Below are 18364 nucleotides of genomic sequence, written 5' to 3' on the forward strand. Positions count from 1 at the left end.
GTTTTATTCTTTACAGGTAATCGTAAAAATGCTCTTTTCTATTTTTTTATATGAATTCTGATTAGGTTTAAGCTCAATCCGATTATACTTATACATGGTATCAAGATCATGGTATGCATCATCTTCCGAAGCTCCTCGGGGATACTTTGCAGTATAAATCTCTTTTGGACGGTCATAATTATAATTGTATGTTAGGTAGGACTCTTCATCAAAGTCTTCTTCCATAGATCTTTCACCTGGTCCATAGGCTTCGATATTATATGCTTTATTGCTTATAATAGATTCTTTGGAAAAGCCAGATAATCCATTAGCGACAAACTTTCCCATTTCTTTTAATTCCTGTGGTTGTACATCCTTTCGGGGAGAAGATGGACGGTCATCATTTCTGAAATACAGTCGTCCTTCTTTCAAACGTGCAGTAAAAGGGCGTTGTCTCGCTGTAGATGCATAATACATAATAATAAAATTATTATACTTTTTATTTTCTGCTACATAAAAAACGTCTTTTACCTGATCAAACAATTTGATCGACAGCACGATATCATTAAAGTTATTGTTAAACTCCTTAACCATCGGATAAGAAAAACAGTTGGCATCTTCGTTTAATATAGGCTGTAATCCTTGTTCAGTATTACCCATGTAAGCTTTTGAGCTTCGGTCAAAGTTATCAAACATGATTTTGGTCCCTTTTTGGTCCGCATCATATCTTCCATACACATCAAAAGGATACTTGGGAGTAGACGGTGTGAAGGATATTATATTGTTGCTATCAATACTCCACGTTCCTGCAATAATCTGACCGAAAGTGACCATTGCAAAAGTATGATTCTCTAAAAGCATCCAGTTGTATCCACCATCATCAGGATTCCCTGAATCGACATGATAAGTACCGGCAACTTTTGTTTGAGCATTGATGAGTAAAGTAAATAATACGAAGAAACAATTCGTTATTTTTTTCATGAGATTAGTTTATGAAATTCAAAAAAGAAAGCCATTCCTAATATACAGAAAAAATTACTTTTTCTTAAAAATAGAATACATGGGAATATCAAAGTACTCCCCATCCTTTTTAAGATGTTGTTTTAATACAGCTTCCTGCTCCATTCCAATTTTTTGCATGATCCTTCCTGAAGATGGATTATGAAAAAAGTGAGTAGCAAATATTTTATTATACCCTAATTCTTTAAAACCAAATTCTACAACTGCAGAAGCCGCCTCTGTCACATACCCTTTATTCCAGAAAGGAACAGCAAGCCAATATCCTAATTCAGCTTTATCATCCCCTCTATCATGAATTCCTATAGCTCCAATAATCTGATGCTCTTTATTGCGGATAGCAAAAGTATATCCTGACCCGTTTTCAAAAGCTTCATGTGAAATTTTAATCCAGAATTCAGCATCTTTTTGGGTATAAGGATAAGGAATATTGCTAGTAAGTTCTGAAAAAACTTTTTCCTGAAGATACTCAACTACATCAGGAATATCACTCTCCTCCAGTTGGGAGAGAATTAGCCTTTTTGTTTCTATTGCAGGAAATTTTTTCATTATTTATCTTTTCCTAAAAAATATAAACCTTTCAACGTATGAAGCCTGTCTGTAATATGTATTTTAGTGGTTAAAGGTTTATAAACATGAGAGACCCCTCCTGTTGCAATGACAAAACAATCATCATTTACTTCCTCATTAATGCGGTCTATAAATCCTTCTACCATTCCTAAAAAGCCATACACCATACCACTTTGCATACAGGTTACCGTATCAAGACCTAAAACTGATTTCGGTTTTTTCAGCTCTATTTCAGGAAGCTGAGCTGTTTGACTGATTAAAGAATTTAATGAAGTTACAATTCCCGGTGCAATAATAACACCCAGTGTTTCTCCGGTTTCAGTAACACAGCTTGCCGTAAGCGCCGTTCCAAAATCTATGATAATTTTCTTTCGATCAGGATACATGGTATGTGCTGCCACAAGATTAGCATAAATGTCCGTTCCCATTTGCTTAGATTTTGCCTGTACTCCGGAAGGTGTATTTCTATCTACAATAACCGGAGAGATACCGTGGATCTTCTTTATGGCTGAGCTTATTACTTTTGTAAGCTGAGGCACTACGGAACCTATAATCACTTTTTTTATGGCGTCCGGTTCTATTTTATAGGTTTGATATAGCATCAGCATCTGAACATACAATTCATCAGCCGTTCTATAAGGCTTTGTATTAATAACCCATGAAATATCACAGTTGTCATCGTCAAAAAGGCCAAATCTGATATTGCTGTTTCCTACATTAATTACGATAGAATTCATTTACTTTTTTAAACTAAAAGGGTTTGAAAATATTTGTAAAAATAAAGCTTTATGATCAAAAGCTCAATGAAACTGTATATTAATTTGAGGTTGTTTCTCGTAAAATTATCCAACATTTAATCTTATTCCTGTTACACTTACTAAAAAACACACTACAGCTGTGCAGTTATTCTATTTCTTTTCTTCAAAATGTATTACATTTAAAACAACTAACCTAATTTACATATATACTATGAAAAATTTAAAAAAGCTTTCAAGAAGTGGTTTAAGATCAATTAATGGTGGCGGTTATGTATCCTGCCCTATGCCAAGCGGAACTCCTGCATTATGTCCGGGAACAGTATGTCCACCGGACCCCTGTAAAGCGAGACCATTCTGTTTAAGATCTTCAGAAGATTGTGGCAACCCTGAGCCATTGTAAACTTCTTAATTTCTCAGTAAGAAAAAAGAGCTGTATTTTTTAATACAGCTCTCTTTTTGTAACTCCCTTTTCAGTACAATCGAAAATTATTTGAATAAGTTCATTTCATTATGCATAATTACAAATAACCATCATTAGATTACACTTATAAAGATTATGAATACGCTTATCAATTTGTCCTATTATGACCAAGTGCTTTACAATACATTTGGATTATTAAAACCAATGTAAAACATTACGCTATGAAAAATTTTAAGAAAATGTCAAGAATTGCATTGAAATCCATACAAGGAGGAAATGTAAACTGTCCGGTACCAGGAAGCAGCGTTCCTGCAATATGCCCGGGAACAAGATGTCCCGCAAACCCTTGTACTGCTCTCAACTGCATCGTTCCGGCTTCATGTGCTCCCAACGGTGGATTTTAATAAAAAAGGAGTATTTTTTAATACTCCTTTTTTATTTATTTTTATTTGACTTCAACAAAATTATCTTTCATATTTACATCAGCTAATCTCTGACTAAAGTCAATTCCTAACAACTGCAATTGAGATTGGGTATATGGAATTGTCAAGGTATATTCTTTCTGTGTCCAAGGCCAATAGTTCTCTGTTTTGAAATCGCCATACTCATCTTTCTGTTTCCATGTATGTGTAAGATTCGTAGGAATCTGATAAGTGACGATCTTTTTATCTTTGGTCAATATACTGAAGTCAATTGGCATAGGAACCTGTCCGTTATTGATAAGAGTAATAGTTGTGGACTTAGCATCATATTTCACGTCTTTAATTCCGTAATCAATTGTTTTTGTTGTATTGATCCAGTAATGATGAAACCATTTCAGATCCATTCCGGAAACTTTTTGTGCGATATGCAGAAAATCTCTATCTGTTGGATGCTTTAAACTCCAGGTATTAAAATACTGCTTCAGAATTTCTGATAGATTTTCTTCACCAACGATGTATCCTAATTCCACCAAAAATAATTCTCCTTTTATATAAGAAGCATACGTGTACGATGTACCATTATCATGGTGATCTCCTAGCCAAACAGCAGGTTCTTCTATCCCTTTTTTCACAAAGTTTCTGTAAGCCTCCAGTCTTTCAACGAAAGGATTTGGAAGTTTATCTTTAGGAGGAAATAACTGATTCATCACATAACCTTCCGCGTAGCTCGTAAATCCTTCATCCATCCAAGGACGTACCGATTCATTAGTTGCCAGCATTTGCTGATACCATGAATGTGATCCTTCATGCGCCATCAACCCCATTAAGTCTTCCATACTTTTTGACTCACCTAAAATCATCGTGCACATTCCGTATTCCATTCCTCCATCACCTCCTTGGATAAAGGCATATGTAGGATAAGCATATTTTCCAAAGTGAGAATTCATGATTTGGAAATATTTGGTTACATAAGGTTGAGCCTCTTCCCAAACTTTCGTTTTATCATTTTTTTGATAAACCAGATAAACTTTTGGTCCATCAGGAACATCAAAACTTTTAACAATGTAATCTCTATCGGCACTCCACGCGAAATCTAAAATATTCTTAGCTGTCCATTTCCAGGTAGCCTTTTTATTCTTTTCAGCCTTAATGTTGGCGTTGGCATCATAACCTTTAACTTCTTTCGGGTTCTCCAAAATTCCTCCGGCTCCAATTACATAATCTTTATCAATTTTAATGGTAACATCAAAATCTGAGAATGGTGCATGAAATTCTCTTCCTATATAATCGAAGGTAGCCCATCCGTCATAATCGTATTCAGAAATTTTCGGGTACCATTGGGTCATGGTCATATCTACTCCTTCTCTATTATTTCTACCACTTCTTCTGATCTGCTGTGGAATCACTGCATCCCATTCCATTGTAAAAGATGTAGTAGAATTCGGTTTAATGGATTCATTTAGATACACCTTCATAATTGTCTCCTGAACCTCAAACTTCAGATCTTTCCCATTCTGTTTGATCCAGTGTATATTTTGCGCTCCTTCCTGATCTTTAGGAATAGAAGCTAATCTTGAAATTCCGTCTTTCTGCAATCTTGAATCACCATTTTTACCTTGACTGGCAACTCTTTGATCCATCATTGAGTTGGGTTTAAAGGCGTTCCAATATAAATGGAAATACACCACATTCAGCTCATCCGGTGAGTTATTCGTGTATTGTAATGTTTGATTTCCCTGGTAAGTAAATTTTTCTGCATTAACATCAATATCCATTTTGTACTTCGCAGCCTGCTGATAATAAGGATTTTGCTGCGCCTGAAATTGTGAAATGATAAACGCAAAAATGATTGCAATCGACTTTTTCATTTAAAATTTATTTTTTTTAAAGGTAGTTAAATTATCCAAGACCCTCAACAATGTGGGGTATGTTGAGGTTTGTACGATCTAATCCGGCTACAGATCATTCAAATGATTCCTCATAAAATCTACAAGAGATTAAAAAATCTATGATTGTGAATTCAATAATTTTCTGATGAGGGTAATCTGGCCCAAATGATAATAACTATGTTCAATCATCCCATCTATATTTCTTCTGTAAGTTTCATATTTCTCATCCACAAAAACTTCATCCAATTGAGCATCCGGTATCTGTTCAAGTAATGTAGCAAACTTTTCAGAATCCATCCACAATTTATCCAGCAAATCTTCCCACTGCTTTTGTGAGTCAATAGGAGGAAGATCAAAACTGTATTTATCTTTTATTTCAAGGTCACCCCCTTCAAATACATTGACAATCCCTGCAATATAATAATCAATATGAAAAGTTAAAGCAGCAATCGTATTCAAGGAACTAACCTTTGTCGTAGCCTGCTCCCAGGTTACATTCGAAAGCTGATCTTTAAAATTGGTATTGGCGATCCAAAAACCATCAAGCAGAACTTCTCTGAATCTTTTTGATAATTGCGTAGCTGAACTCATTGTTTTAATTTTATTTTCCTAAAGATAATAATTTGGATTTTTTAAACTCTCGCTGATTTAGCAAATCTTTTTCAAACCACCAATAACACAAATGCTTACACAATTTTAAGCACAAATATATTCGTGTTATTTGTGAAAAAATATTAGTGCCATTCGTGTTTAAAACATAAAAAAGCCTCAAGTTTTTATACTCAAGGCTTATATCTAATATAAAATAAGATTATTTTTTTGCAGAAACTTCTTTCTTTCCACTTTGTAAAATCTTTTCAAGGATCTTTAAAGTAATCAGATAGGTTGGCTTTACGCCTGTAAGACCTAGCCCTCCTGAAGAAAGTGTACTTCCTGTTTCCAGTGGGTTATCCGAAGCGTAATAAGCATAACACACAAATAAGTCCGGCGCAATATGATGTCTTATTTTAGATGCCACCTGAATCGCTTTTTGATAATGCGCCCCTTCCATTTCAAGACCTATTGCCTTCCATGAAGTATTCATGAAATAAGAAAGAATGTCCCTATTTTGAAGTGAAGTTCCCAAAACGGTAATCATTGTACCTTCGAAAGCTTTCAGCTCATCATCCTTAAAATCTTCCAATTTTAAAGCATTTTCAAAAGGGTAGTTATCAGCCGTTCCTTCAAAAATATGAGATGTAGGAATCATAATATCTCCTTTTTCTCCACTAAGAATTCCCGCTTTCCCCATAATGGAAACAGATTTCACTTTCATCATATAGACTTCTCCTTTATGTTCGAAAGGTCTTAAAAGTTCATCCATTACCTCATAAGCCTGCTCTCCGAATGCATAATCAAAGACCATGATCACATCGTCTCCTGAATATTTAGTATTTCCGAAAGGTGTATTTTTAAGATCCGTTTTGCTTAGGTCAATGATCTGAACGTCTATATTACTTCCACTTTTGTCATCAATATAGATTAATCCTTGATCAGCAGCATATTTTGAAACTTTATCCCGAAGGTCTTTTTTATCAGAAATATCACCATATAACTTATAGTCAACTTCCTTATGATCTTTTTTCTTTAATGCATCATTGGCATACAGCATATTTTTTACGGAGTGCATATTCGCAGAAATAATATGCAGCGGACGCATATGAAGATCGTTTTCAAATAAAACTTCTTTTACTTTATTGGCCCATTTTTCACCAAAATAATGGTGTCCTACTCTTTCCTTTAATATAGCACTGAAATGAATTTCTCTTTCTCTGCTTTGTTTAGCATCGTCCAAACTTACTTTTCCTAAATTATAGATGATCTTAAATAAACGGTCAGGATTTTCATCATCTCCAAAAGTATTGTAAGCTCTTAAGGTCTCTTCGAAAGTTCTTCCTATTAAAGAAGAAAGATGAATAAGTGCTACTTCTTTTTCTTTTCTGCTGAATTTCTTTTCTCCTTTTACTACCTCTTCGATAATTTTAAAAGCTCGTGTTGGCTTCCAGTTTTCATCCTGAATGAAAGCCAGGTTACGGATCTTGTCCGCTTCTATAAATAAGAATGTTAAGTGAGTAAGAATATCATAGATCTCTGAACGCCCCAAAAGAACCTCGATATTCATCTGGTGTTCATCAATTCTATAACAGTTTCTTCTTCTCTTTTTAGGAACAATAGGTTCGAAACTTCCTTTATCAAAACCCTCATCTGATGTAAGATGAATAAAAGCACATTCCTCAATTCCTTCAGGAAGTCTGTCCAAAACATACATCAAACCATCAAGCTCCAGTTTATTAGGAACATTCATGGTACCATAAATCTCAGGGTTGATTGTTTTTAACAAACTTCTTATACTTTCTCCTGAAACACCACCTGGCTTGAAAAATCCTCTATAAAATAAATGTCTCATAGAGATGTATAATCTTTCAATAGCCTCTGTTGTCTCTCTTGCTCTAGAATTTGTCATAAAATAAATTTCACACAAATATACAAAATCTCCACCCAACTTATTTTAACTATCTTTTAATAAGGAGTTTAAAATTTGGATATTTTTTGTACATTTCCAATATAGAATATATTCATGGGTTCAAGCCCTGAACTTTGATCCCTTTTGAGACATCCCTGTCCAAAAAAAATTAAATTCTCAATTAAAATTCATAAATTTTCAACAACACCCCTAAAATTTTTAGGGCTAAAGTATTTTGAATTCATTTTTTTTGTAAATTTGCCCTGTAAAAATTAACCCTATTATGTCAACTTTAAGATTCAAAGCGTTAGAAACATTACCATTTAAGGACTTTAGAAAAGATAATTCTATTGAAGTTCCTGCAAAATTGTCTGAGCTATTCTGTCTAAATGTTTTCTCTGAGGAAACAATGAGAGAATATTTAACGAAAGAAGCATTCAATTCTATTATGGATGCTATCAAGAAAGGAACTAAAATCCAGAGACATATTGCAGATCAGGTAGCAGTAGCTATGAAAGATTGGGCAATGAGCAAAGGGGCAACACACTACACTCACTGGTTTCAGCCTTTAACAGGTACAACTGCTGAAAAGCACGATTCTTTTTTCACACCGATTGAAGGCGGAAGAGCTATTGAAAGATTCAGTGGAAACTTACTTATCCAACAAGAGCCGGATGCTTCTTCTTTCCCGAACGGAGGAATCAGAAACACTTTTGAGGCAAGAGGTTATACGGCTTGGGATCCAACATCTCCAGCTTTCATTATGGGAACTACACTTTGTATTCCTTCGATCTTTATTTCTTATACAGGAGAAACACTAGATTATAAAGCTCCACTTTTAAGAGCTCTAAACGCTGTGGATGAAGCTGCAACAAACGTAATGCAGTATTTTGACAAAAACGTAACAAAAGTAACTCCTACATTAGGATGGGAGCAAGAATATTTTTTAGTGGATTCAGCACTATACCAATCGCGTCCGGACTTGGTATTGACAGGTAAAACTTTATTGGGTCACTCACCTGCAAAAGGACAGCAGCTGGATGACCACTATTTCGGATCTATCCCAACGAGAGTAATGAACTTCATGAAAGAGTTGGAAATAGAATGTATGAAATTGGGAATCCCTGTAACGACAAGACACAACGAGGTAGCCCCTAACCAATTTGAGTTGGCTCCAATGTTTGAAGAAGTAAACGTTGCAGTAGACCACAACTCTTTATTGATGGATATCATGGCAAGAGTTGCTCACAAGCACCACTTCCATATCTTATTCCACGAGAAGCCATTCGCAGGAGTAAACGGAAGCGGAAAACACAATAACTGGTCTTTGGCAACAGATACAGGAGAAAACCTATTGAGCCCAGGGAAAAACCCTAAGAAAAATTTACAGTTCTTAACATTCTTCGTTAACACGATCAAAGCAGTTCACGAATATGCTGACCTTTTAAGAGCAAGTATTGCTTCTGCAAGTAACGATCACAGATTAGGTGCTAATGAAGCTCCGCCAGCAATTATTTCTGTATTTATTGGAAGTCAGCTGTTCAGAGTTTTAGAAGAATTGGAGAAAGTAACAAACGGAAAATTATCTCCTGAAGAAAAAACAGAATTAAAATTAAATGTAGTTGGAAAAATTCCTGAAATCCTACTAGATAATACGGATAGAAACAGAACGTCTCCATTTGCATTTACTGGAAATAAATTTGAGATCAGAGCAGTAGGATCTTCTGCAAACTGTGCAGAATCTATGACCGTAATGAACACGATCGCTGCAAAACAATTAAATGACTTCAAAAAAGAAGTTGATGCACTTATCGAAACAGGATTGAAGAAAGATGAAGCGATCTTCAATGTGTTAAGAGAATACATCAAGCAGTGTAAAAACATTATGTTTGAAGGGGATGGATATTCTGATGACTGGGCAAAAGAAGCTAAAAAGAGAGGTCTGAACAACTTGAAGACAACTCCGGAAGCTCTTAAACAGGAGATGGATAAAAAGTTCCTTGCATTATATGAAGAAATAGGAGTATTCACTCACAGAGAAGTAGAAGCAAGAAACGAGATCAAACTTGAAAAATATTCTACAGTTATCGATATTGAAGCACGAGTTCTAAGCGATATCGCCAGAAACCACATCATTCCTTCTGCATTGAAATATCAAAATAGATTAATTGAGAATGTAAAAGGTCTTAAAGAAATCTTCGGAGATAAAGAATTCAAAACATTAGCGAAAGAGCAAATGAGTCTGATCAGCCACATTTCTGAAAACGTTTCTATAATCAAATTGGGAGTTGAAGCTCTAATCAAAGCAAGAGAAGCTGCAAAAGCAGTATCAAACAGCCAAAAGCAAGCAGAAGACTATTGTAATAAAGTAATCCCTTTATTTGAAGGAATCAGAGAAGCTTCTGACAATCTTGAAATGATGGTGGATGATGAGCTTTGGCCAATGACAAAATACAGAGAAATGTTATTTACAAAGTAACATTTGTATAGTCCATATTAGTGAAACTCCTCGATGTATTCGGGGAGTTTTTTATTATATTTAAATTAATTTCATTCTCAAAACCAATAATTTACACAACTTCAAAATTCGTATAAAATTTAGATTTAACTTTGTACCTCATGAAAATCCTGATCATCGAAGATAATAGAGAACTTGCCCAGAGCATGGGATATTATCTTGAAGAAGAGCATTATATCTGCGAGTGTGCATATAATTACAATGAAGCTTTGGAACGCCTGAGCTTCAATACTTATGATTGTATATTACTGGACATTATGCTTCCGGATGGCAACGGCTTACATCTTCTTAACCATATCAAAAATGAAAAGATCAATAGCGGTGTATTAATTATATCTGCCAAAGATGCATTAGATGATAAAATTAAAGGTCTTGAAAAAGGAGCAGATGATTATATTACCAAACCTTTTCATTTACCAGAATTACACGCAAGGTTAAGAGCAGTGTACAGAAGAAAAAAAATGGACGGTTATAATGATGTAAGATTTAATGAGATTTTATTGAATACAGACACACTTGAGGTTTTCATCCATGAAACAAGACTAGAGGTAACTCAAAAGGAATTTGAATTGTTGCTTTATTTTCTGGTCAACAAAAACCGGGTTTTATCCAAGCAGTCAATCGCTAATCATCTTTGGGGTGATTACACAGATAATTTAGCTAACTTTGATTTTGTTTATCAGCACGTTAAAAATCTCAGAAAAAAAATAGCTACTGCAGAAGGCAATGATTATGTTGAAACTATTTATGGTTTGGGATACAAGTTCAACGCGTTAAAATATACCAGTCCGTGAATCTATTAAATAAAATATCCATTTGGTTTATCGCCATTGTACTATTGGTCACCCCTCTCAGTATGTATATATCGTATACTAACATCAAAAAGCGACTGGATAATGTTGAAATAGAGCGTCTCAGATCAGTGAACAATTATGTAGCCGCTCAGTTAAAAAGAGGTGAAACGCCAGAAAAAACATCTCAGGGTTTACCCATATCAATCAAACCATACGCAGGAAGCGGGATCATTCCCACAAACCCCGAAATCATTCATACCTGCCTTGATAACAATGGAGTTTCGAAGAATGAATGTAAAATACAGATCAACTCCTTTGTAACAGCCGCTAACAAAACTTATAAAATTTCTTCGTACAGTTATATAACATCTACAGAACAAATCATGAAGGGCATGCTAAGTGCTTTGATATTAAAGGTACTTCTCATTACTGCAATTGTTTTCATTACTGCAAGAATATTATCCCGGTATATACTAAAACCCTTTCATCACGCCATTGATAATATTCATCAATTTAATATTCAAAAACGAGAACCGCTTCAATTGCTTCCCACAAGCACCAATGAATTTAAAAAGCTTAACGAATTTCTTAGGTTAATGACAGATAAAGCAATTGAAGACTATACTTCGGTTAAAGAGTTTAGCGAAAATGCTTCTCACGAGGTACAAACCCCATTGGCCATTATACAAAGCAAGATTGAACTTTTAGCCGAAACAGAAATCAATGGAAAACAAGCTGCTTTACTTACTGATATCCAAAATTCTATTGATAAGTTAAGCAGGATCAATAGATCCCTGATCTTACTGACCAAGCTCAACAATCATGAGTTTTTAACTGAGGAGAAATTAAAATTCTGTAAAGTTGAAAAAGAAGTAATCCAGGCTTATTCCGATCATTTAGCATTAAAAAACATTACCCTGAACAGGCATTGTGAAAAAGATGTATTTGTAAAAATACATCCTGCATTAGCGGAAATTCTTTTAAATAATCTTTTATCCAATGCTATTCGACATAATCTTAAAAATGGTAAAATAGAAATTAAACTGACCAGCAAATTCTTTCAGATCAGCAACACCGGACTTCCTCCTGACATTCCGACTCAGGAACTGTTCAAAAGATTCAAAAAGAGCAATCAATCTACTGAAAGTATCGGCTTAGGGTTATCTATTGTACAACAGATTTGTGATGTGAATACATTTCCTGTTCATTATGATTTTGCGGATGGCTGGCATTCTATTACTGTATACTTTGATAATAGGAAGTCACAATTTTTCCGTTCCACCAGCACTCAGCCAAACCCGGTAGCAGAAATTGGAGCTATACAACCCACTTTTAATTTCGCCGAATAAAAAAATTCACCTTCATTAATATTTAACTTGAATAATTTATAGGTAACTTCAAATTTGCTTCAAAATGTATTTTTTACTTTGAATAAAGAAAAAATATACTCGATGCTTTTAAGAGCTTTCATTCTATCCATCTCAACGATTTTTTTAATCAACAAAGTGAGTGCACAAGAAGTTATCTCACTCCAATCTGCACTTGAAACAGCCGTTCATAACTACGGAACTATTAAAGCAAAGGAATCCTACCGACTATCATCAAAGGAATCTGTAGAACTGGCGAAGAGGCAGTATCTACCGAATCTTAATTTAAGTGTACAGCAGGATTTCGGAACTGTAAATGGGCAAAACGGGCCTTTATATGGATTTGGGGGTTTAGGTGTAGCCTCATCAGGACTTCCTCTTCCGGAACAAAATTGGAATGCATCATTTGGTGCCCTGTATCTTGCCAATGTAAACTGGGAATTCTTCTCATTTGGCAAAGCTAAACAGAGAGTAAAAGTCGCCGAATTTAAAAATCAAAGAGATACAAAAGATCTTTCCGATGAAATATTTCAGCATAAAATAAAAGTGGCTGCCGCTTATCTTAATGTATTAGCCGCTAAAAAACTAAAGCTCTCCTACGAAAAAAATGTAGCAAGAACTGATACCATAAGAAGGATCGTTGAGGTTAAAGAGAAAAACGGACTGGTTCCCGGAGTTGATTTATCCCTTGCTAAAGCGGATTATGCCAATGCCATGATCACCTACACAAAATCTAAAGATAATGAACAGGAACAGGAAAATAAATTGGCTCAACTTATGGGTATTCCAGCTCAGGAATTTGTATTGGATAGCACTATTCTCAAAAGGATTCCTGCCGACCTTCCATCAGAAACAACATCTGTTTTAAAAGACCATCCGCTTTTAGCATTTTATAAAAGCAGAATAGATGTAAGTGAAGAAGAAAAACACTTTTTGAAAACTCAATACTATCCATCATTTTCTATGGTAGGAATTATACAGACCAGAGCATCGGGATTTGGAAATGGATATGCTCAAAATCAGAATGACTACTCCACGTCATATTGGGATGGAATCCATCCTACCAGAAGCAATTATCTCATCGGATTGGGTGTATCCTGGAATTTTACACAAACTTTTAGACTATCTAAAGAAATAAATGCTCAGGATTATGTAAGCCAGGGATTAAAACATGAATATGATTTGGCAGAGCAACAGCTAAAAGCCCAATTGGATTTATCTGAAAATAAATGGAACAATGCATTAATAGTCTACGATCAGGTTCCTACACAGCTAAAATCCGCTACAGATGCCTACACACAAAGATCTGTACTTTACAAAAACGGGTTAACCGATTTGGTTGATCTCTCCCAGGCTATCTACGCACTCATCAGGGCTGAAACTGATAGAGATATTGCTGTGAGCAATGTGTGGAACGCCCTATTATTAAAAGCAGCAGCAACAGGTGATTTTACAGTTTTTGAAAGTGAGCTGTAAGTCTATATATAAATTACATCAATAATAGATCAATGAACTTAATAAGATTTGCATTAAGAAAACCCATTACGATTCTGGTACTTGTAGCAGGGCTGTTTTTCTTTGGAATACGGTCAGCAAGCTCTATCAAAGTCGACATCTTCCCAAAACTGGATTTACCGGTTATTTATGTTTCGCACCCTTTTAGTGGATATACTCCTCAACAGATGGAAGCATTCTTCGCGAAGCAATATATCAATATATTCCTCTTTGTAAATGGAGTTAAAAGTATTGAAACCAAAAATATCCAGGGTCTGACATTGATGAAAATCAATTTCTATCCAGGCACTAATATGGCACAGGCGGCAGCCGAGCTCAATTCATTTTCAACCAGGATCCAGGCAGCATTTCCTCCTGGTTCCAACCCTCCTTTTATCATTCGTTTTGATGCTTCTACCCTTCCTGTTGGGCAATTGGTTTTAAGCAGTGACAAAAGAAGTAATAATGAACTACTCGATTTGGCCAATGTTTATGTGCGTTCTACATTTACATCAATTCCCGGAATTGTTTCTTCTCCACCTTTTGGAGGGAACATCCGTACCGTAGTGATCAATGCAAACCCGGATTTACTCCGTCAACATAATTTAACTCCCGATCAGCTGGTAGAAGCATTGCGATTAAACAATCAAACTGCTCCTTCAGGAAACGTTCGTATTGGTGATAAATATTATATCACCCCTACGAATACCATGATCAAAAATGTAAAAGATTTTGGAAACATTCCTTTATATAAGGGTGGAGTACAAAATCTTTATTTAAAAGACGTGGCAACCGTAACCGACGGTGCTGATATGACTTCTGGTTATGCATTGGTAAATGGTCGACGCTCTGTTTATTTAAGTATTGCCAAAAGTGCAGATGCATCAACCTGGGACGTTGTTCAGAATCTTAAAAAACAACTTCCACAGATCCAATCGAATCTTCCTGATGATGTAAAAGTCAGTTTTGAATTCGACCAATCTACGTATGTAATCAATTCTGTTAAAAGTTTGATGAGCGAAGGAACTATTGGAGCTTTACTGACAGGATTAATGGTAATCTTATTCCTTGGAGACATACGGGGAGCTATAATCGTAATCCTCACGATTCCTATTTCCATTATTTCAGCCGTATTATTCCTTAATCTTTTTGGGCAAACCATTAATATTATGACTTTAAGTGGTCTGGCACTTGCCATCGGGATTCTCGTCGATGAAAGTACAGTAACCATAGAAAATATACACCAGCATCTGGATATGGGCAAACCGAAAGCTTTAGCAATATGGGATGCCTGTAAGGAAATTGCATTTCCTAAACTATTAATATTATTCTGTATCCTTGCTGTTTTTGCACCGGCATTCACCATGGAAGGTATTCCAGGATCATTATTCCTTCCCCTTGCTTTAGCAATTGGATTCAGCATGATCATCTCTTATTTTCTGGCACAAACTTTCGTTCCGGTAATGGCTAACTGGATTATGAAAGTAAAACATCACAAAGCAAAGGACGGGCACATCATGTCGGAAGCCGAGGAATTAAAAGCAGCAGGTTTAAGTGATGAAAATGATACCTGGAGCCAAAAAGAAATATTACTGAAAAATATTGACAGCAATAGAGATGGCAAAGTCAGCATGTTCGAAAAAATGAGATTCCGTTATCTCAAATTCCTGGATCGAATAATGCCATTCCGAAAAATAATTGTTTCAGCTTATATTTTAGTTGCAATGGCAGTTGTTGCATTACTTCTTAACAGTATAGGAAGAGACGTTTTACCACAAGTGAACGGTACACAATTCCAGGTACGAATGCGTATTCCGGATGGAACCAGAATTGAAAAAACAGAACTTCAGACTTTAAAACTATTGGATGGAATTAAAGATATTGTAGGAAAGGATAATATTTCGATCACATCAGCATACGTAGGAAACCATCCTAATTTATTCTCTGTGAGTCCAATATATCTTTGGATGGCAGGATCTCACGAAACAGTATTGCAGGTAGGATTAAAAGAAGGCTTTCATGCTAATTTAGATGATCTCAAAGATCAGATCCGGGAAAAAGCCAAAAGCATTAATCCAGAGATGAAGCTATCATTTGAACCAATCGAATTAACGGAAAAAATTCTGAGCCAGGGTTCTCCTACTCCTATTGAAGTTCGGTTATCGGGAAGAAGCAAAGAGCTGAACGAAACTTATGCAAAAAAAATAGAAGCAGAGCTTAAAAAGATTCCTTATTTAAGAGACGTACAAATAGGGCAATCGATTAAATATCCTTCTATTGATATCAATGTAGACAGAATCAGAGCAGCACAGCTAGGAGTAGACATGACGGACATTTCACGTTCATTGGTAGCATCTACTTCTTCTTCGAGATATACTGAAAAGAATATATGGACCGATGAAAAGGCTGGATATAGTTATAATGTGCAAGTGCAGATTCCAGAAAACAAAATGAATAGCAAAGCTGAAATTGCCGGAATCCCTTTACAGAAAAATTCTAACAGACCCAATTTAGGAGACGTTGCAACAATAAAGAACAGCTACACTTATGGTGAGACCGACAATTTGGGTGCAATGCCTATGTTGACAGTAACAGCGAACTTAAATCATACGGATTTAGGAAAAGCATCAAAAGATGTTCAGAAAGCGATTAATAACCTCGGAGAATTACCAAGAGGATTAAATGTTGGATTAATTGGGTTGAGCCAAACACTTAACGACACTCTAAGTAGCTTACAAAGCAGTTTGATCATTGCTATATTAGTGATCTTCCTTATGCTGGCAGCCAATTTCCAGTCATTTAAAGTATCCGGAGTTGTATTGGTTACAGTACCCGCTGTATTATTAGGATCCCTTGCCTTACTGATGATCGCAGGTTCTACTCTTAACCTTCAATCCTATATGGGGATCATTATGTCTGTCGGGGTATCTATTTCAAACGCAGTATTACTGATCACCAACGCGGAACAATTAAGAAAACATAATGGAGATGCTTTATTATCAGCTAAAGAAGCCGCAGCGTTAAGGATAAGACCGATTGTAATGACAGCTCTGGCCATGGTAGTAGGAATGGTTCCTATGGCTTTAGGATTAGGGGAAGCCGGAGATCAGGTTTCACCACTGGGGCGGGCAGTAATTGGAGGACTAATAGCCTCTACATTCGCGGCATTATTCATTCTTCCGCTAGCATTTGCTTGGGGACAAGGAAAAACCTCAACACAAAGTGTATCACTTGACCCTGAGGACGAAGAGAGTATCCATTTTATTCCTGAACTTTCAAAATAAAAATAACCTAACGGCTATTAAAAATTTAAATATGAACCGATTATATCAATATTTCATTCCGGCAGTAGTTTTACTTTTCAGCTTACAAAGTTGTGAGCAAAACAAAGCAGAAGTAAAAAAAACAACAACTCCTTCAGCACCTGAAATAGAAGCTGTAAATCCTAAACAGGGAGATTTTGCATCTTCTACTACGATTCCGGGGGAACTTCAACCTTTTCAAAAAGTTGATGTCTATGCTAAGATCAGCAGTTTTGTTAAAAAATTATATGTGGATGTGGGAAATGAAGTGGTAGCTGGGCAGCTCCTTGCAACTCTGGAAGCACCTGAACTTAACGCACAGCAAAGTGCAGCCGCTTCTACATTAAAATCAAAAGAAGCCATATACATTGCAAGTAAAGCAAAATATAACCGATTAAAAGAAACAAGCAAAACACCAGGAACAATATCTGCTCTTGATCTGGAACAGGCTCTTGCAGCCCAGCAGTCCGACATCGCTCAGCTGGAGGCAGCAAAAGCATCCTATCGAGAAGTAATGGATGTTAAAAGTTATTTAGAGATCAGAGCACCATTCAGTGGAAATATTGCAACTAGAAATGTAAGTGCAGGAGCATATGTTGGCCCATCAGGAAAAGGATCTGAATTTCCTCTCTTTAGTTTGGTACAGCAAAATAAATTACGTTTAACAGTGAATGTTCCCGAATCTTATACAGGAAGTCTTAATAAAAACGGAGATATCAAATTCTCTGTTCAATCTATTCCCGGAGAAACTTTTACCGCAAAGGTATCAAGATTTGCCGGTGCTCTAGATAACCGCTTACGTTCCCAATCAGTAGAAATGGATGTTTACAATAAAGACAAAAGATTACTCCCTGGAATGGTCGCTAATGTAATTTTACCTTTAAGCGAAAATAATAAAGCACTATCTGTTCCTACTTCAGCAGTATTAAATTCTACATTGGGGGTATTCGTAATCAGAGTAGAAAAAAACATCGCTAAATGGGTACCCGTTACAGCTGGTATTTCAAATGGAGACACTACGACAATCATTGGTGAAGTGAGTCCTAATGATGTGATTATCAAAACAGCTACAGAAGAAATCCGTGATGGACAAAGTATTCAAGTAAAGCTTTCAAAATAAATTAATCTTAATTCGATGTTAAAAGATAATTTTTAACCATTTTCTGATTAAACACAAAAAAATCCCAGCAGCAAAGAAATGACTATCCACTTTGTTAAAGAATCTTAATAAAAAAAACCGCAGTATCACCAAAAATGGGATGTTGCGGTTTGTTTTTCTTTAACATACGTAAATAATATGTTAAAATGTGTTAAAGTAAGAACCTGACAT

The 18364-nt window shown here is 35.7% G+C and carries 14 protein-coding genes; 8 read left to right on the plus strand and 6 right to left on the minus strand.

Annotated elements, in window-relative coordinates; genetic code table 11:
• Positions 1 to 3 precede the first annotated feature (3 nt).
• From JHL15_RS02185 to JHL15_RS02195, 3 genes are read right to left on the minus strand one after another with little or no spacing between them, the layout of a single operon-like run.
• Positions 4 to 960, minus strand: a complete 957-nt coding sequence (locus tag JHL15_RS02185) for a hypothetical protein (protein ID WP_200242249.1) — start codon at positions 958 to 960, stop codon at positions 4 to 6.
• A gap of 54 nt (positions 961 to 1014) precedes the next feature.
• The gene (locus tag JHL15_RS02190; protein WP_200242252.1) at positions 1015 to 1545 is read right to left on the minus strand and encodes a GNAT family N-acetyltransferase; all 531 of its coding nucleotides are present in this window, start codon (positions 1543 to 1545) and stop codon (positions 1015 to 1017) included.
• A complete protein-coding gene (locus JHL15_RS02195; protein WP_200242255.1) occupies positions 1545 to 2303 on the minus strand; it encodes a type III pantothenate kinase in 759 nt (252 codons plus the stop codon). Before JHL15_RS02195 ends, JHL15_RS02190 begins: the two co-directional genes overlap by 1 nt.
• Before the next feature lie 232 nt (positions 2304 to 2535).
• Here JHL15_RS02195 and JHL15_RS02200 point away from each other — a divergent pair, with 232 nt between their 5' ends.
• Both JHL15_RS02200 and JHL15_RS02205 read left to right on the plus strand, forming a co-directional pair.
• Complete coding sequence (locus JHL15_RS02200; protein ID WP_200242259.1) at positions 2536 to 2724, plus strand: bacteriocin-like protein; 189 nt, start codon at positions 2536 to 2538, stop codon at positions 2722 to 2724.
• A 242-nt stretch (positions 2725 to 2966) separates the two neighbouring features.
• Positions 2967 to 3149, plus strand: a complete 183-nt coding sequence (locus tag JHL15_RS02205) for a bacteriocin-like protein (RefSeq protein ID WP_200242263.1) — start codon at positions 2967 to 2969, stop codon at positions 3147 to 3149.
• Between the two features lie 41 nt (positions 3150 to 3190).
• On the opposite strand, the gene JHL15_RS02210 is transcribed toward JHL15_RS02205, so the two are convergent.
• The 3 genes from JHL15_RS02210 to JHL15_RS02220 all read right to left on the minus strand — a co-directional run bounded on the left by JHL15_RS02210 (position 3191) and on the right by JHL15_RS02220 (position 7559).
• Positions 3191 to 5035 (minus strand): M1 family metallopeptidase, encoded by a 1845-nt coding sequence (locus JHL15_RS02210; RefSeq protein WP_200242265.1) that lies wholly within the window; start codon positions 5033 to 5035, stop codon positions 3191 to 3193.
• A gap of 138 nt (positions 5036 to 5173) precedes the next feature.
• Positions 5174 to 5647 (minus strand): DinB family protein, encoded by a 474-nt coding sequence (locus JHL15_RS02215; protein ID WP_200242267.1) that lies wholly within the window; start codon positions 5645 to 5647, stop codon positions 5174 to 5176.
• A 220-nt stretch (positions 5648 to 5867) separates the two neighbouring features.
• Positions 5868 to 7559: a DUF6909 family protein gene (locus JHL15_RS02220; protein ID WP_200242269.1), complete on the minus strand. Its 1692-nt coding sequence runs from the start codon at positions 7557 to 7559 to the stop codon at positions 5868 to 5870.
• Between the two features lie 283 nt (positions 7560 to 7842).
• On the opposite strand from JHL15_RS02220, the gene JHL15_RS02225 reads away from it, so the two are divergent.
• From JHL15_RS02225 to JHL15_RS02250, 6 genes are all read left to right on the plus strand, one after another.
• On the plus strand, positions 7843 to 10038 hold the full coding sequence (locus JHL15_RS02225; RefSeq protein ID WP_200242271.1) for a glutamine synthetase III family protein: 2196 nt from the start codon (positions 7843 to 7845) through the stop codon (positions 10036 to 10038).
• 140 nt (positions 10039 to 10178) lie between these two features.
• On the plus strand, positions 10179 to 10871 hold the full coding sequence (locus JHL15_RS02230) for a response regulator transcription factor (RefSeq protein ID WP_200242273.1): 693 nt from the start codon (positions 10179 to 10181) through the stop codon (positions 10869 to 10871).
• The gene (locus JHL15_RS21335) at positions 10868 to 12220 is read left to right on the plus strand and encodes a sensor histidine kinase (protein ID WP_200242275.1); all 1353 of its coding nucleotides are present in this window, start codon (positions 10868 to 10870) and stop codon (positions 12218 to 12220) included. The genes JHL15_RS02230 and JHL15_RS21335 overlap by 4 nt, the downstream gene beginning before the upstream one ends.
• Positions 12221 to 12322: 102 nt before the next feature.
• Entirely contained in the window at positions 12323 to 13714 is a 1392-nt protein-coding gene (locus JHL15_RS02240; RefSeq protein ID WP_200242277.1) for a TolC family protein, read from the plus strand.
• A 32-nt stretch (positions 13715 to 13746) separates the two neighbouring features.
• Positions 13747 to 17016: an efflux RND transporter permease subunit gene (locus JHL15_RS02245; protein ID WP_200242280.1), complete on the plus strand. Its 3270-nt coding sequence runs from the start codon at positions 13747 to 13749 to the stop codon at positions 17014 to 17016.
• 31 nt (positions 17017 to 17047) lie between these two features.
• Positions 17048 to 18154 (plus strand): efflux RND transporter periplasmic adaptor subunit, encoded by a 1107-nt coding sequence (locus tag JHL15_RS02250; RefSeq protein WP_200242282.1) that lies wholly within the window; start codon positions 17048 to 17050, stop codon positions 18152 to 18154.
• Positions 18155 to 18364 lie beyond the last annotated feature (210 nt).

It is taken from the genome of Chryseobacterium paridis (assembly GCF_016595215.1).
In the GTDB taxonomy this organism is placed as follows: Bacteria; Bacteroidota; Bacteroidia; order Flavobacteriales; family Weeksellaceae; genus Chryseobacterium; species Chryseobacterium paridis.

Coding starts and splice junctions, on each gene's coding strand:
- JHL15_RS02185 (WP_200242249.1), bottom strand. CDS start 960: ATGAAAAAAATAACGAATTGTTTCTTCGTATTATTTACTTTACTCATC.
- JHL15_RS02225 (WP_200242271.1), top strand. CDS start 7,843: ATGTCAACTTTAAGATTCAAAGCGTTAGAAACATTACCATTTAAGGAC.
- JHL15_RS02190 (WP_200242252.1), bottom strand. CDS start 1,545: ATGAAAAAATTTCCTGCAATAGAAACAAAAAGGCTAATTCTCTCCCAA.
- JHL15_RS02220 (WP_200242269.1), bottom strand. CDS start 7,559: ATGACAAATTCTAGAGCAAGAGAGACAACAGAGGCTATTGAAAGATTA.
- JHL15_RS02200 (WP_200242259.1), top strand. CDS start 2,536: ATGAAAAATTTAAAAAAGCTTTCAAGAAGTGGTTTAAGATCAATTAAT.
- JHL15_RS02245 (WP_200242280.1), top strand. CDS start 13,747: ATGAACTTAATAAGATTTGCATTAAGAAAACCCATTACGATTCTGGTA.
- JHL15_RS02250 (WP_200242282.1), top strand. CDS start 17,048: ATGAACCGATTATATCAATATTTCATTCCGGCAGTAGTTTTACTTTTC.
- JHL15_RS02210 (WP_200242265.1), bottom strand. CDS start 5,035: ATGAAAAAGTCGATTGCAATCATTTTTGCGTTTATCATTTCACAATTT.
- JHL15_RS02205 (WP_200242263.1), top strand. CDS start 2,967: ATGAAAAATTTTAAGAAAATGTCAAGAATTGCATTGAAATCCATACAA.
- JHL15_RS02215 (WP_200242267.1), bottom strand. CDS start 5,647: ATGAGTTCAGCTACGCAATTATCAAAAAGATTCAGAGAAGTTCTGCTT.
- JHL15_RS02230 (WP_200242273.1), top strand. CDS start 10,179: ATGAAAATCCTGATCATCGAAGATAATAGAGAACTTGCCCAGAGCATG.
- JHL15_RS02195 (WP_200242255.1), bottom strand. CDS start 2,303: ATGAATTCTATCGTAATTAATGTAGGAAACAGCAATATCAGATTTGGC.
- JHL15_RS02240 (WP_200242277.1), top strand. CDS start 12,323: ATGCTTTTAAGAGCTTTCATTCTATCCATCTCAACGATTTTTTTAATC.